This is a genomic window from Halomonas sp. AOP12-B1-6 (assembly GCF_052379225.1).
GTDB classification, from domain to species: Bacteria; Pseudomonadota; Gammaproteobacteria; order Pseudomonadales; family Halomonadaceae; genus Vreelandella; species Vreelandella casei.
Genome location: NZ_JBQSYK010000003.1, coordinates 644,263 through 658,468 on the forward strand (window position 1 = coordinate 644,263; position 14,206 = coordinate 658,468).

At 46.6% G+C, this 14,206-nt stretch carries 7 protein-coding genes and 2 tRNA genes; 3 read left to right on the top strand and 6 right to left on the bottom strand.

Annotated elements, in window-relative coordinates; genetic code table 11:
• Nucleotides 1-27: 27 nt before the first annotated feature.
• The 3 genes from nadA to ACT3TR_RS12050 all read right to left on the bottom strand — a co-directional run bounded on the left by nadA (nt 28) and on the right by ACT3TR_RS12050 (nt 1,445).
• Nucleotides 28-1,056, bottom strand: a complete 1,029-nt coding sequence (gene nadA, locus ACT3TR_RS12040; RefSeq protein WP_444625107.1) for a quinolinate synthase NadA — start codon at nt 1,054-1,056, stop codon at nt 28-30.
• A gap of 175 nt (nt 1,057-1,231) precedes the next feature.
• A tRNA-Lys gene (locus tag ACT3TR_RS12045) sits at nt 1,232-1,307 on the bottom strand.
• A 62-nt stretch (nt 1,308-1,369) separates the two neighbouring features.
• Nucleotides 1,370-1,445, bottom strand: a tRNA-Lys gene (locus ACT3TR_RS12050).
• 304 nt (nt 1,446-1,749) lie between these two features.
• On the opposite strand from ACT3TR_RS12050, the gene ACT3TR_RS12055 reads away from it, so the two are divergent.
• The 3 genes from ACT3TR_RS12055 (at nt 1,750) to ACT3TR_RS12065 (ending at nt 9,163) form a co-directional block, all read left to right on the top strand.
• Nucleotides 1,750-7,065: a YheC/YheD family protein gene (locus ACT3TR_RS12055; protein WP_444625106.1), complete on the top strand. Its 5,316-nt coding sequence runs from the start codon at nt 1,750-1,752 to the stop codon at nt 7,063-7,065.
• A gap of 71 nt (nt 7,066-7,136) precedes the next feature.
• Nucleotides 7,137-8,192 (top strand): hypothetical protein, encoded by a 1,056-nt coding sequence (locus tag ACT3TR_RS12060; RefSeq protein WP_444625105.1) that lies wholly within the window; start codon nt 7,137-7,139, stop codon nt 8,190-8,192.
• Nucleotides 8,193-8,212: 20 nt separating this feature from the next.
• Complete coding sequence (locus ACT3TR_RS12065) at nt 8,213-9,163, top strand: hypothetical protein (RefSeq protein WP_444625104.1); 951 nt, start codon at nt 8,213-8,215, stop codon at nt 9,161-9,163.
• A gap of 33 nt (nt 9,164-9,196) precedes the next feature.
• Here ACT3TR_RS12065 and ACT3TR_RS12070 read toward each other — a convergent pair whose 3' ends face one another.
• From ACT3TR_RS12070 to ACT3TR_RS12080, 3 genes are read right to left on the bottom strand one after another with little or no spacing between them, the layout of a single operon-like run.
• Entirely contained in the window at nt 9,197-10,426 is a 1,230-nt protein-coding gene (locus tag ACT3TR_RS12070) for an HlyD family efflux transporter periplasmic adaptor subunit (protein ID WP_444625103.1), read from the bottom strand.
• Nucleotides 10,423-12,633, bottom strand: coding sequence for a type I secretion system permease/ATPase (locus tag ACT3TR_RS12075; RefSeq protein ID WP_444625102.1), 2,211 nt, complete (start codon nt 12,631-12,633; stop codon nt 10,423-10,425). Before ACT3TR_RS12075 ends, ACT3TR_RS12070 begins: the two co-directional genes overlap by 4 nt.
• A 60-nt stretch (nt 12,634-12,693) precedes the next feature.
• On the bottom strand, nt 12,694-14,076 hold the full coding sequence (locus tag ACT3TR_RS12080; protein ID WP_444625101.1) for a TolC family outer membrane protein: 1,383 nt from the start codon (nt 14,074-14,076) through the stop codon (nt 12,694-12,696).
• Between the last annotated feature and the right edge of the window lie 130 nt (nt 14,077-14,206).

Consider the following 14,206-nt stretch of genomic DNA (forward strand, 5'->3'; position numbering starts at 1 on the left):
TAAGACATTCAAGCTAAGACACTCAAACTAAGCATTGAAGTTCAGCATTCGCTCAAGAGGCTTTAACGCTTTTAGCCGCAGCGGCTCATCCACTTGAATCTCCCCGACGCCTTCTCGCAACGCACCCGACAAATTCTCTAAAGCATTCATCGCCATCCAAGGGCAGTGCGCACAGCTGCGACAGGTCGCGCCGTTACCGGCCGTCGGCGCTTCAAACAGCATTTTATGCGGCACCGCCTGCTGCATCTTGAAAAAAATGCCTCTGTCGGTTGCCACGATCAACCTCTCGTTAGGCAGCTCTCTGGCCGCCTTGATTAGCTGAGACGTGGAACCTGCTACGTCGGCAAGCCTCACCACCGGCTCTGGGGACTCGGGATGCACCAGCACCGCTGCATCCGGATATATACGCTTAAGATCCTCAATGCCTTTGGCCTTAAACTCTTCATGAACGATGCAAGCACCGTCCCACATCAGCATATCCGCGCCGGTCTTGTTTTGAATATAGCCGCCCAGGTGTTTATCGGGCGCCCACAAAATCTTCTCGCCCCGAGCCTGCAGATGCTCAATGACCTCTACCGCAATCGAAGAAGTCACCACCCAGTCTGCTCGCGCCTTAACCGCAGCCGACGTATTGGCATAGACCACTACCGTACGATCAGGATGCGCATCACAGAAAGCGCTGAACTCATCAGCCGGGCAGCCAATATCCAGTGAACAGGTCGCCTCTAAGGTCGGCATTAAAACGCGCTTTTCAGGCGAAAGTATTTTGGCGGTTTCGCCCATAAAGCGGACACCGGCGACAACAAGCGTTGTTGCGGGGTGGCGGGCACCAAAGCGGGCCATCTCTAGTGAATCAGCAACACAGCCGCCGGTCTCTTCGGCAAGCTGCTGTATCGCGTCGTCGGTGTAATAGTGAGCGACCAAAACGGCATTATGGGTTTTCAGTAGCCGCTTAATATCCTCAACCCGAGCCTGATCTTCCGCGGGAATACGGGTCGGACAATAAGCAAGGGGCAACGGCACTTCACGCTCGGCCTGCAAAGTCATCATAGTCATTGTGTCTACCGCTGTGACGAATAGAGCCTTGGAAAAAATTAATCCGCTTTTAAAAAAACTATCTTAGGTCATTTTGGGAGAAAAATATTGCAAGCTGCAAACAGCAGCCCTTCATTTATATTTTCTGCTGACATAGCAAAACGCCCCTGGCAATAGCTGCCAGGGGCGTTGAATTTGGTGGGTCGTGTAGGATTCGAACCTACGACCAATTGATTAAAAGTCAACTGCTCTACCAACTGAGCTAACGACCCAAATTTGCTTTTTTACTTTTACCGCTTGTTCAGCCACTGATTCAAACGAGCTACTGCTTGAATGGTGGGTCGTGTAGGATTCGAACCTACGACCAATTGATTAAAAGTCAACTGCTCTACCAACTGAGCTAACGACCCGCCTGAACGGATGCATATACTACAGAGACCATCAGCATCTGACAAGTGTTTTTGAAGCTTGTAACTAAACCACCCGACGAGCCAAGGTATCGCTCGGCACACTAATGACACGAGCTAATTAAAATGTGATATTAGGTCAAAATATCTAGCGTAAGCGGGCGCGCCGCCATCATCGAATAAGAGGTAATGCGCTGCGCTGCACACCTTATTCGTAGCGACCCTCTAGCCAGGCCCGGAGCGGCGATACGACTAACACTTTACGCTCCTATTGATTTATCGGTGATATTGAAAAGAGACGCCAAGCATGCGCCAACACTCAACACCCAACAAGCCTATCTTTACACCTGGCGCCACACCAAAGGCCAGTCAGCCTCAGGTGCGTAGCTTAATTAGCCAGCACTCCGCGCAAAAGCTCTCAGAGCTCCTTGTACAGGCAAAAGCCCCCCTGGAAGCAGAGCTTTCAACGGCCCTCTTGTCAGTAGATAAAATACTTACATTATTTTTCTCATTTACGGATGGCTTACAACGCGCAACTGTTGTGCAGTTCTCAGGTAAAAACCTCGCAGAAGTATGGAAAAAACTGGCTGATTGGCAACAACGAAAGTTTCAAGAATCACCGAAGGTACGCTGGCTACGCATCGACTGGGTCACTGAAAAAAGGGCCATGCCATGGGCAGACTGCCTAAAGGAAATGCACAGCGTAAAGCGCAACTACTTCCGCTATGGCGTCTCCCTAGACGCCAACTTCCGCTACGCCTTTCTTGAACAAGAACTCAACGCTAATGCCATGCTCTACCTGGGCGCCAATCAGCCTAAAGCCGCACTTAACAAGAAAAATTTTCTCAGCTATGGCGTAAAGCGCTACGGCAAACATTTCTCGTTACCCGCCCTGCAGAACCAAGCTTTACTTTTCACTACGCAAGCTATTTTAGTGCAACCCGACCAGCCATATGAGCTCCTGCACGGCTATAGCGGCGGACAAGAAGGCCGCAATACCGGCCGACGAGTTATCGAGGAGCTCAACCCAATACAGGTTACCTCATTAATCCAGCAGTCCAGCCAGTTTCTGGCCGAACAAGTAGATCCTAAAGGCCGCTTTATCTATGGCATACACCCCTGCTTCGACAGAGAAATCAAGGCCTACAATACTCTGCGCCACACCAGTACCACTTATTCGATGCTTGAAGCATGGGAAGTCACGCAAAGCAGCGAGTTAAAGTCTGCAATAGACCGATCGATTCAATATCTGGTTAATGACCTGATACACCAATACGTGCTTCCTTCGGGCGAAACGCTCGCCTATTTGCAGGATGAGAATAACGAAATAAAGCTTGGTGGCAACGCGGTCTGCTTGCTGGCACTCGTTAAATACACAGAACTGACAAACGACCAGCAGTATTTGTCTCTCATGGAGCAGCTAGCGCTCGGCATACAGCGTATGCAAAATCAAAAAAACGGCCAGCTCTATCACGTGTTAAATGCAGACGATCTCAGCATCAAAGAGGAGTTCCGCATTATCTACTACGATGGTGAAGCTGCTTTCGGACTAATGCGCCTATACGGTCTCACTAAAGACGAACGCTGGCTAAACACGGTTGAAAACGCTTTCGAGTATTTTATCGAACAAGAACACTGGAAAATTCACGACCACTGGCTTAGCTACTGCGTCAATGAACTAACTTTGTATCGGCCAGCAGAGCGTTACTACCAGTTTGGTATCAAAAATGTTTCTGGACATCTTGATTTTGTGATGGGCCGCATTACCACCTTCCCCACGTTGCTTGAGTTAATGATGGCAGCCCACAAAATGATTACACGCTTGAAAAACAGCGACCAACACCGGCACTTGCTGAACCAGATTGATCTGAAAAAGTTTTATCGCGCACTAGAGGCGAGAGCACACTACCTACTGAATGGTTTTTTCTGGCCCGAAATAGCCATGTACTTCCAAAATCCACAGCGCATTTTAGGCAGCTTTTTCATTCGTCATCATAGCTTCCGCGTACGGATTGATGATGTAGAGCACTATCTATCAGGGTACGTGGCACTCCTGATGCACTATCTAAATAGTCCACCGGAAAAAAGAGTAGTGCTAACCTCTAGCCCAAGCAAATCACTTGACAAAACAAGCTCCCCCGATGCTCTTAAGCCTGACGTCGGTTTATTGATGTATCCGGCCTCACCCCAGAACTTCCCAGAAGCTGAGGCAATCGCAAGAGAATCAGTTTCACATGGAATTTCAATTGCTTATTTCTCATATAAGACAATTAACTCAACCGATGACATATTCCCCAGCTACGTCTATAAAAATGGTAAATGGATAAAAGCTACTTGCCATATCCCACCGATTATAGATAACGCTCCTGCCCGGAACAAAACAGAGGAATCAATCCTCGACCACATCTCTTCACTATCGTTTTCGTTATGTCAAAAGCTAGAAGGAAAAAAGGTCACAACAGATATTCTGTCAAAAAACACAGCAATAAGCCAAAACCTCATACCATCGAAAGAACTGTCAATGAAGAGCCTGGATCTCTTGCTTAATAAAGGCAAGAAAGCCATCATCAAACCCCACCGCGGGCAACGAGGAAAAAACATACTATTGATTGAAAAGGACAATGCCGGTAATTACCTCGTCAAAACAAATCAGGAGTGCCAACAGCTACGCTACGAGGCAATGCAACAGCTAATCGATAAAAAACCAGCTGCGCACTGGTGGCTACAACAATATATAAAGTCCCAAGACTCTGAAAATAATGCCTTTGATATAAGGGTGCCATTGTTCAGAGCAAAAAATGGCGAATGGCGTATAGCAAAGAATTATGTCCGTCTGGGGAAAGGTGAAGTCACCTCCAACCTTGCTACCGGCGGTAAGGCGCTAAATACTCATGATTTTCTTCAGGAAAATTTTTCAGCCAAAACAGCCACATCAGTTATTCGAAAACTGGAAAAAATCGCCTACGCTGTAGCTGAAACTATCCAAAACCATAGCAACTTCACTATTGATGCCCTGGGCTGCGACTTTGGGATAGACCGAGGAAAAATATATCTTTTTGAGATTAATGCATACCCCGGCATTAAAGGCTGTCTGCAAGAAGCTGCCGCCGCAAAAGCAGAGTACTATCAATTTTTGACTATGCTAAAAAGACAGTCAAATTTAATTAAAAGCAATAACCAAAATATACTACTGCATCAAAAGAAAAATATTATTAAAAAGATAGACTCTCTCACTTTTGCAACCACCAAAGAGAATCAGCTCTGCCTTGCCGATATCATATCTCAAGGAGAAAACAACTACTCCAACTCTGGTTTTCTCATCAAGGGCTTGGGAAACCCCTGCTATCTCATGTTAAAAAAAGAAGCATTAAATCAAGGCCTTACCACAAAATTAGTAAACAACACTCACGTTGAGGTCTATCACGAGAAAAGCCTTATCGGTTGCACATCACCTAATTCGCCTAATACTGCGTTTGCATCATTCAATACCACAAAAAACAAAGCCAGAACAAAAAAAATTCTGCTAACAGCAGGACTACCAACGCCCGTTGGTAGGGTGTTCAAAAGCCTAGATGAAGCACAAGTATACTTCTCAACGTGCAATCGTTCGCAAGTAGTGAAACCGCTAAATGGAGGAGGAGGAAAAGGCGTAACTTCGAATATCAACAATCCTGAAACCTTTAAGTACGCTTGGTTCCAGGCGACATTATATGGCAAGTACATACTCGTTGAAGATTTCGCAGAGGGCGATGAGTTGCGCATAATAGTGCTCAACGGGGAAACGCTGGCAGCAGTCTGCCGTATCCCTGCCTATGTAGTAGGTAACGGAATAGACAGTATACGCGAGCTTATCAACCGTAAAAATGAGGTACGCAAAAAAAATCCATTGTTGAAGGTATATCCCATAACAGCGTTCGATTATCTCACCAAAATTCAAAACCGCTCTCTAGACGAAGTACCTACCAGTGACGAATACGTACGCCTAGCAACTACATCCAATGTTGGCCTCGGCGGTGAAGCTGTCAGCCTAATTGATGTTCTCCACCCATCCTTTCTCGCACTCGCACGAAGAATTTTTAATGCAATACCCGGAGCGACTCAGTTGGGTCTGGATATTATAGCCAAAGACTTTACAGCAGATGCCTGGGAACAGGGTGCCATGATCATTGAAGTCAACTCAGATCCTGCCATAGGCACACCACGCTTTGCCTCCTTCGGGCCACCAGCTGAAGCCATCGCCAAACAAGTCATCAGCTATATACACCGAACGCATCAAGAGAGAAAAGAGCAGCTAGCACTAACCAAACAGACTGCTCCTTCCCTAAGGCCAGCAAGAATCTATCGCCCTGCCTGTGAAGGAAGGTCATTTCCCCGTCAATATGCAACGCAAATACTCCTATTGCGTCAGGCAGCATATGTACTCGGTCTCGGCGTCGGGGTGATTGATGGCGTTACAACACTAATATCCAGCAGCTCTTGCCAGCAATTATTCCTCTATGGTGTACCTCAAGGAACACTAAGGGTTGCCCGGCGCTCAACCAACGACAAGCGCTGGACCAAGCAGTTACTGGCCGATGCAGGACTCCCCGCTCCCCGAGGGAAAAGCTTTTCATCTAAAGATTCAGAGCCGGCCTGGGCATATGCGCAAGAACTCGGCCTACCTGTAGTGGTTAAGCCAATTGCAGGCTCAGGCGGCAGCGGGGTGACGACAAATATCAACACATCTGGACAATTCTGTAGTGCATGGAGCCAAGCATCCGTCGATAAAACACCTGCAATCCTTGTTGAAGAGCAGATTAACGGCAATGATTATAGAGTCGTCGTCGTTGGACACAGATTGGTTGCCGCCGCCATGCGAGAACCTGCCCACGTTGTTGGCGATGGAACATCCACCATTAACAAGCTAATCGCGACAAAAAACCAGCAACGTAAATATAACCCGTACCACGGTGCCAAAACGATCAAACTTACCGAAAATATACTGGCACACCTCGATCAAGCTGGGCTAACACCACATAGCGTGCCAGAAAAAAGCCAATACGTGCAATTGCATGCGGTGGCCAATATTGGTAGCGGAGGTGAAAGTATCGATGTTACCGATAGCGTTCACCCCGACTGGGCAGAAATAGCAGTCAATGCCCGAAAGGCCGCATTTAACGCACCTTATGCGGGTCTAGACATCATGGCTGAGGACATTGCCCGTGCGCCATCTACCCAGAAGTGGACGATTATCGAAATCAACCTGAATCCCGACTTTGGAGTTAACCACTTCCCCATGTATGGACAAGGCCGCGATGTTGCAGGGGCTCTTCTTGCACACATCTTTGCAGGCAAACTGGAGAACCAACCCGAACGCAGGACAGTGCGAGCGATCATTGAAGGAAAAGTGCAGAATGTCGGATTTAGAAACTGGCTTTGGAGAATCGCAAACCAAAAAGCAATCTCTGGTTGGGTAAGAAATTTAGCTAACGACCGAGTTGAAGCTGTACTAGAAGGGACACCAACAGCGTTGGCGAGCATAGAACTGGCACTCCACAAAGGGCCAGCAAAAGCCCAGGTCTCCTGCGTATCCATAGCTCCTAACGCTGAGCCGCTGAATGCGAGTGGATTCACCATCATATGATCGGGCTATCCCAACGGAAACAGCATCACTGACGTGACAGCAATAGCAATGAAAACCATTAGAGACAAGCTATGAGCATCATCAAAAAAATCAAAAAAAAACTACGATGGTACATCACTGTCATCAAAGCCAGATTAGGCATAGGCAATGCCGAAATCCTGCGTAGAGGACACTTACCGGCCTATACTCCCCAAGAGCCGCAGCTACTTTCAGTACCACTAGAAGATGAATACTTCAGCGCTAGCGACGTTTTACATGGCACCTTTTGCACTGCAGAACATGCGGCCAGCATTCCCTTTTCACTGTGGGCAGAAACACAGCAAGCTAGCGAGTGCATTCGCTATTACCCTGCAGGGCTAAGCGCCTCAGGAAACCCAAAAGTGATGGTTTTCATTCCGGGCGATCTGCTTCTGAGGACGAATAAGGGTGAACGTTTAGTTCCACCAGGATACAAATCAAATTCGCCTAAAAAAGTCTTAAAAATGATGCAACAGTGGGCTGACGATGCAAACATCCCAGCTATTCATATAGGCCGCCCTGGCACCTTTGGTTCATCAGGAAACCATGAAAAAAGACGCCAAACCTCTGAAATTGAGCTGCTAAATCAGTCACTCAACCTATTGAAAGAAAAGCATCAAATTAAAGATTTTATAATCGTAGGGCAGTCAGGCGGAGGGCAAATCACAGCCGCCATGCTAAATCTTCGCAAGGACGTATCTGCCGCAGTAATCACTGCAGGACTTCTACCAGTACATCTTTTAACACAACGATGGGGAAAAATCCGTCGTACTCCTGGTGTGAAAAAATACTCACTAGAAATGCTATATGATCCGACGGCTGCAATAAAAGAGATACCCAAGGATCCGCAGCCCACTATTATAATTATTTCAGACCCTAGAGACCAGGCCATCCCTTTCTACTCCCAAGTAATCTATGTCAATAAGTTGAAACAAGAAGGGCTAACTGTTCACCATATTTACGCTCACGCCCCCCTGCCTAAACGTCACGCACTAAGTGAGCACGGCAAGAAAGCCGCTGCATTGATAGCAAAGGGAAAAGACATCAATAACATTCGGCTTGCTATGATCAGTGAAGATATGAAAAACATCTCCTATATAGAACGATAGAAAGCCATGAAAGGTCTGATATGAACAACACGCGAATGATAGCTGCGGTAACACTGTCTTTTTTGTTGCCCTGCCCAGTATTCGCGCTAAGTACGGTGCAGCATGAATGCTCTAACCGCACATCGTCTGATCACTACCAACAGCATTATAGCGCCGAAGAATTTGTCATTTTCTATGATCTGAGCGGAGACAATACACTTGCCGATCAGACAGATTTCAACAATAACGATATCCCGGATATTGTTGAAGACACTATGTTGCAACTAATTACCATGCGTGACGTGCTGGAGGCTTTAGGCTTTACACATCCGTTTGATCAAGATCGCTATGAGCGCGCGAGCGTTAATCAGATTTATATAGGCATGCGTGACCTGCGTGCCAATGGAGTGGCATTCGATCCGCCACATCGCGATCTAACAGCCCTAAATAAGCCCTGCGTACTACTGATAGGACTTTCCAATGAACTTCAAACAGGTAACCTCACACCTGCCCACGAATTATTCCACCTTTATCAATATGGCTATACTGTATTCAAAAATAGTTGGTACTTAGAAGGAATGGCGCGCTGGGCGGAAGGCCTATTAGGCGAGCGAGAGTACCAAATGGACCATATACCAGATACACAGGAAGAAGAGGCCGAACTGTTTGCGAAATCCTATAACGCCGCTCCTTTTTGGATGACATTTATAGGCATTATCTCGCCGTCAACGCCAGGAGAGCGGAACTACTCTGAAAATTTAATGGCGCGGCGCTATCTCGATGGAAGCCAGGTTATACACAGTCAGGCAAGCACACATGGTGCCACAGCAATCATTAATGCTTTAGCATCCTTTGACAGACTTGATCGCCAAATCAGTAGCAATACGAGGCGAAGACCAAAGTCATGGTCCAATACAGACCGCAGCGATTCAACAAATGACGCGCTGCTGCTTAACGCTTTATATAGCATCATGAGCGATATAAAGCGTTAAGTAATGAAGGCAAGGTATTGGGGGATTTCACCACTACCTTTCCCTCATTGCCTCTCTGGCCTTATTCATTGGTTTTATCAAATACTCCAAGACCGTTTTGCTTCCCGTACGTATATCCACAGTTGCAATCATGCCTGGCACAATAGCAAATTTCGTACCTGTATCATTTTCTAACGAGTCGCTTTCAGTTCTGACAAATACTCGGTAATAAAAAATATTGGGGTCCACTTCATCCTGTACCGTGTCAGGGGAAATTGTCACGACCTCCCCTTCCATACCACCATAAGTGCTATAATCGTAAGCTGTTATCTTAACGCTGGCAGATTGTTGTGGATGAATAAAAGCAATATCTCGTGGCGAGATACGCGCTTCAATTAGCAGTTGGTCATCCAAAGGTACAATGGTCATTAATCGACCGTTGGGTGGAATAACTCCGCCGGTCGTTGTCACCTCAACATCTTTTACCACTCCTCTTACTGGTGAGAGCATTGTGAGCCGAGAGAGCGTATCTGAGCGCCCCCGGACCACAGAAGAAAAGGCCTCAACGTCAGCAAGAGCTTTTGATAGCTCTTCCCTCGCTAAAACAAAGTACTCTGACCTGACATCAGCAGCTTGGAGCTGTAGCTCTGACTCCTGGCGACGTAGCCTTAGCACTTCCACATTACTTGCTGCCCCAACCTGAACCAGCGACCTTGTTAAGCCTAGCTCTTCACGCACTATCGCTAACGTATCTTCAATACCTTCAAGCGAGCGCCCTAATGCTCTCGTTCTTGTGGCGTACAACAATCGTTCACTGGTCAGTAAGGAGGGATAAGCATTAAGCTCTTCCGAAAAGATCAAAGGTTCTTCATTTACTTCCGACTCTAACCTATTGACTCGTGCCAAGGCTGCGTGGTATCTAGCCGCCGTTTCACCAACGCTTGATTCAGACTGTGTCGGGTCTAGCTGAGCAAGTACTTGCCCAACCTCCACGATATCCCCTTCCCTTACATTAAGGGTAGTCAAGATACCACCCTCAAGTGACTGAACAACTTGCTCTCTGGAGGAGGGAATCACTTTGCCACTACCCGAAGACACTTCGACAAGCTCTGCAAAATAGGACCATACACCCAACCCCAAAAAAACGGCCAATACCCACCAGATAATACGCGTTGATCGAACCACGTTCGCATCATCAACCTCTTGGCTGTAGCGCGTGTCCCCATCAAAATCAAGAAAGAGCGCATCTTCTGAACCTGTTTGGCGATTACTTGGCTGCATCATGATGGCTCCTCCCCACCCTTACCTTGCCGATTTTGCGGTGAGCCTGCCCTATCTTTGGCAGTAGCCGGTTTACGCGTCAGTTGGGCAAGTACTTTATCTTTCTTGTCGTCCATCACGATACGCCCATTATCAATCACAATAATTCGCTCCATCAGGCTCAATAACGCCATTCTGTGCGTTGCAATAACGAGTGTCTTACTATTAGACAGTGAGCTAAGCGATTGAATAATTAGCTTTTCGGAACCTTCATCCAGCGAAGCAGTGGGCTCATCAAAAAGATATACGTTGGGCTGGCGAAGAAAACTGCGTGTTAGTAGTAGTACCTGCTTCTGCCCCCCCGAAAGGCCTGCACCACCTTCTAGAACAATATGATCCAAACCATCAGGAAGCTTCCGAATGAAACCCATCGCACCAGACATTTCCAAAGCATCAATTAGATCTTGATCAGATGCTAATGGCTTAGCCATCAATAAGTTTTCACGGATAGTGCCATGAAACAATCGCGCATGCTGGCTAAGGAAAAAAACATCGCGTCTTACATCAGCAGGGTCGATATGTGAAAGGCGGATGCCATCTAACGTCAGCTCGCCCTCATGGGGCTCTAACATGCCTGAACAAGCCTGCAGTAGAGTAGACTTTCCCGCGCCATTACGGCCAAGCACAGCAATTCTTTCCCCAGACTTTATCCGTAGCGCCTTAACGTACAGTGAAGGAGTTTTGGCATCATCGCTATATTTAAAGATGGCTTCATTAAAATGGAATTCACCGTTCACCACCGGTCGATGTACGCTTTTTTCTGCTTCAGGGTAGTCAGTAGAGCGCTGCATTATTTTGTTAAGCCCTTCAGTGGCCACCTTAGCTTGTTGCCATTTTCCAAGCACTTGTGTCAAACCTGACATAGGTGAAAGCATTCTAGAAGACAAAATAGAAGCTGCTACTAACGAACCGGTGGTTAGATCGCCAGACATTACCATTGGCGCCCCAAATAGCACCACTGTAGCAAACACACCCGTGATAACAGTGTGCCCCCAGACGCTCAAAGAGTTTGTAATATATCTTAACTTAAGATTTGAATCTGCCACCTCTGCATTATAATGGTTCCATTGATTTTGAAATCGCGGCTCTGCTTGAAGAGCTTTTATATCATCTATGCCCTGAACAGATTCAACCAGCATTGCATTTCGCAATGACGATTCACGCATTGATTCATTAGCCAATTTTTTCAACTTACGCTGAGCTATAAATGCAGGCAGTAGCATAACAAAAAGAGCAACTATAGGAACGAATACTAAAGAACCTGCAACATACCAAAAAACAAAACAAAAAAGAATAAAAAAAGGCATATCTGAAAAAGCGGTGACAGTTGTAGATGTCATCATCTCTCTGACACGTTCCAATTCACGAATCTGAGAAATAAACGTACCCGTTGAAGTAGGCCTCTGTGAGTTTTTAATTCTAAGCGCATGACCAAATACTTTATCAGACATGCGTAAATCGGCACGCTTCCCAAGCAAGTCTGTCACTCGCACTCGTATTCGTCTCAAAAAGAAATCAAAAATCAGTGCAACGACAACACCGCTAAAGAGCACGTAAAGTGTCGAGAGTGACTCAGCGGGTATAACGCGATCATACACTTGGCGTGTAAATATGATGCCAGCTAGAGCTAAGACATTGGCAATCAAGGCAGCCAACATAATATGACCGTACGGCTTTAAATCTCGAAGAACAATTTTTCTTAACCAGTTTTTCTCGTATGGTTTTACATATTCATCTACACGTGAATCTGGCACCGAACGTGCCGGACGAGGTATAAAAACGCCGACGGCATGTTGTTCAAGAACACTCAGGGCAAGCCTATTTTTGACACTCCCATCCCCACAATAGACTAATCCCACCTCATTTTGACTGCTGAGTGTTTCAACAACCGCCAACTGCCCATTTTCAAACTGAACAACAACCGGCAATTGCCAAGGAGTAATATACTTTGCTTTAAAAGGCTGGATAGTTAGCGTCATACCAAGTTGATAAGCAATGCTGCGAAGTGCGTCTGGCAGTGCTATTCCTTGATTCCAGGCCGAGCTTGTTTTTGCGTTTTCCGCTGAGTAATCTAGACGGTAATGACGGGCTACCATCACTAACGCTTCTATCCAATGATCAAAATTTACTTCTTTCGCCTCACGAATGCTTTCAGTGTACTCACTTGACATTATATATACCTTAAACTCTAAAAAGATTGAAGTAAAAAACCCGTCGATGAGGTTTTAACGCTATGGCGAAAGACTAACCCCTTGAACAGCTTCATCACTTATCTCAAACATACTGCGAAAACCTGACGACGCATAAAGGCAATCAAGTTGAACAGAATACATGTCGTAACGCGCATTTTCTTGATCAAAGCGTGACTGGTGTATTTCCTCTTCTGCGTTTAACAAATCCAGCAGCGAGCGAGTTCCCAATGACAGGTATTGCTGGCGATATAACTCCTGCGTTCTCACTATACTGCTAGCCCTTGCCTCTAAAATACTAATACGACTTATGGCGCTTCGTGTTTGCTCCTGGGCATCCCGAATACTTCTTTGTAGATCAATTAAAATGTTATCTTTAGATGCTTCCAGTGCTTGTAGCACATAGTCTGCGGAGCGCCGTTGCGCACGAGTAGCTCCTCCTTGATAAAGACTGCTGGATAAATTCAATCCCAACGAGACATCAGTATCGTCTCCATCACCCGTTTGGTTAATGAATTGGTTGAACCTTGCCTGCGCCGAAATAGTTGGGTAAAAATCTGCTTGGCGCCTCGCGATTTGTGCTCTTGCTTCTTCACGCTGCGCATCGGCCACCATAATTTCTGGCACGTTGTTAAATTGATCCGAAGCTAATTCGCATAGCTGCGTTAAACCATTAGGAAGAGAGTCACTAACACTGACGAGGCCTTCAGCCCCTATAAGCCTACTTAAATTATTGCGCCAAATATTCAGCTGAGACTGAAACTGTTCGCGTGTCGCTCGAGCCGCCTCCACGCGTGACTGTGCCTGTATCTCATCCGACTGTGTGCTAGCACCTAGCTCTGCACGCTTGGCCGCCAGTGCCTGAATGTCACTTACACCACTCACTTGTTCGTCTGCAATACCTAGTAATGTTTCAAAACGCAGAATTTCAACAACTGTTTGCCCTGCCTCAAGTGCTAGCTGGTCTATCGCCAAAAGTACCCTGGCTTGGTCACGCTCCACACCAAACAGTTCGGCTTTCACGTCATTAGACACTTTACCGAAATCATAGAGAAGCTGTGAAGCAGTAACATTAAAGGCATCTTCGGTTTGGCTGCTAGACGTTCTGTACTCCGATGATATGCCCGCATTGACCTGGGGTAGATACCCCGAACGCGCCACGGCCACCTGCTCATTTTGCTGATATAAACGCCCCAGCGTTTCCGTTATAGAGGGGTACCACGCAACTGCTTGCTGCACGGCATCTTTCATTGTCAGATTTTGAACACCATGTGTTTGTTGGCTAATTACACCATCCAGTGCTTGCTGGTCGCTCACCTGTGCCCAAGCATTGTGCATCCCGCCCCACGTCAAAAAACTGACCGTCAATACCCGTACGATATACGGGGCCTTGTTGTTTCGTTTGTCAGCATTAGGCACTCTCATATCTCGCCTCACTCCCTACCCCTTTCTGTTTGTTTTTTTCTTGCTTGGCTGACGTTTTAAATCTGATTCAAGCGTTTTCCCAAAAACACCGCCACTGTCAAGCGATATAGATGGCAAAAAACTTTGCTTA

Excerpts from the sequence above, each read along its gene's own strand:
- nadA (WP_444625107.1), bottom strand. The coding sequence starts at position 1,056 with ATGACTATGATGACTTTGCAGGCCGAGCGTGAAGTGCCGTTGCCCCTT.
- ACT3TR_RS12055 (WP_444625106.1), top strand. The coding sequence starts at position 1,750 with ATGCGCCAACACTCAACACCCAACAAGCCTATCTTTACACCTGGCGCC.
- ACT3TR_RS12060 (WP_444625105.1), top strand. The coding sequence starts at position 7,137 with ATGAGCATCATCAAAAAAATCAAAAAAAAACTACGATGGTACATCACT.
- ACT3TR_RS12065 (WP_444625104.1), top strand. The coding sequence starts at position 8,213 with ATGAACAACACGCGAATGATAGCTGCGGTAACACTGTCTTTTTTGTTG.
- ACT3TR_RS12070 (WP_444625103.1), bottom strand. The coding sequence starts at position 10,426 with ATGATGCAGCCAAGTAATCGCCAAACAGGTTCAGAAGATGCGCTCTTT.
- ACT3TR_RS12075 (WP_444625102.1), bottom strand. The coding sequence starts at position 12,633 with ATGTCAAGTGAGTACACTGAAAGCATTCGTGAGGCGAAAGAAGTAAAT.
- ACT3TR_RS12080 (WP_444625101.1), bottom strand. The coding sequence starts at position 14,076 with ATGAGAGTGCCTAATGCTGACAAACGAAACAACAAGGCCCCGTATATC.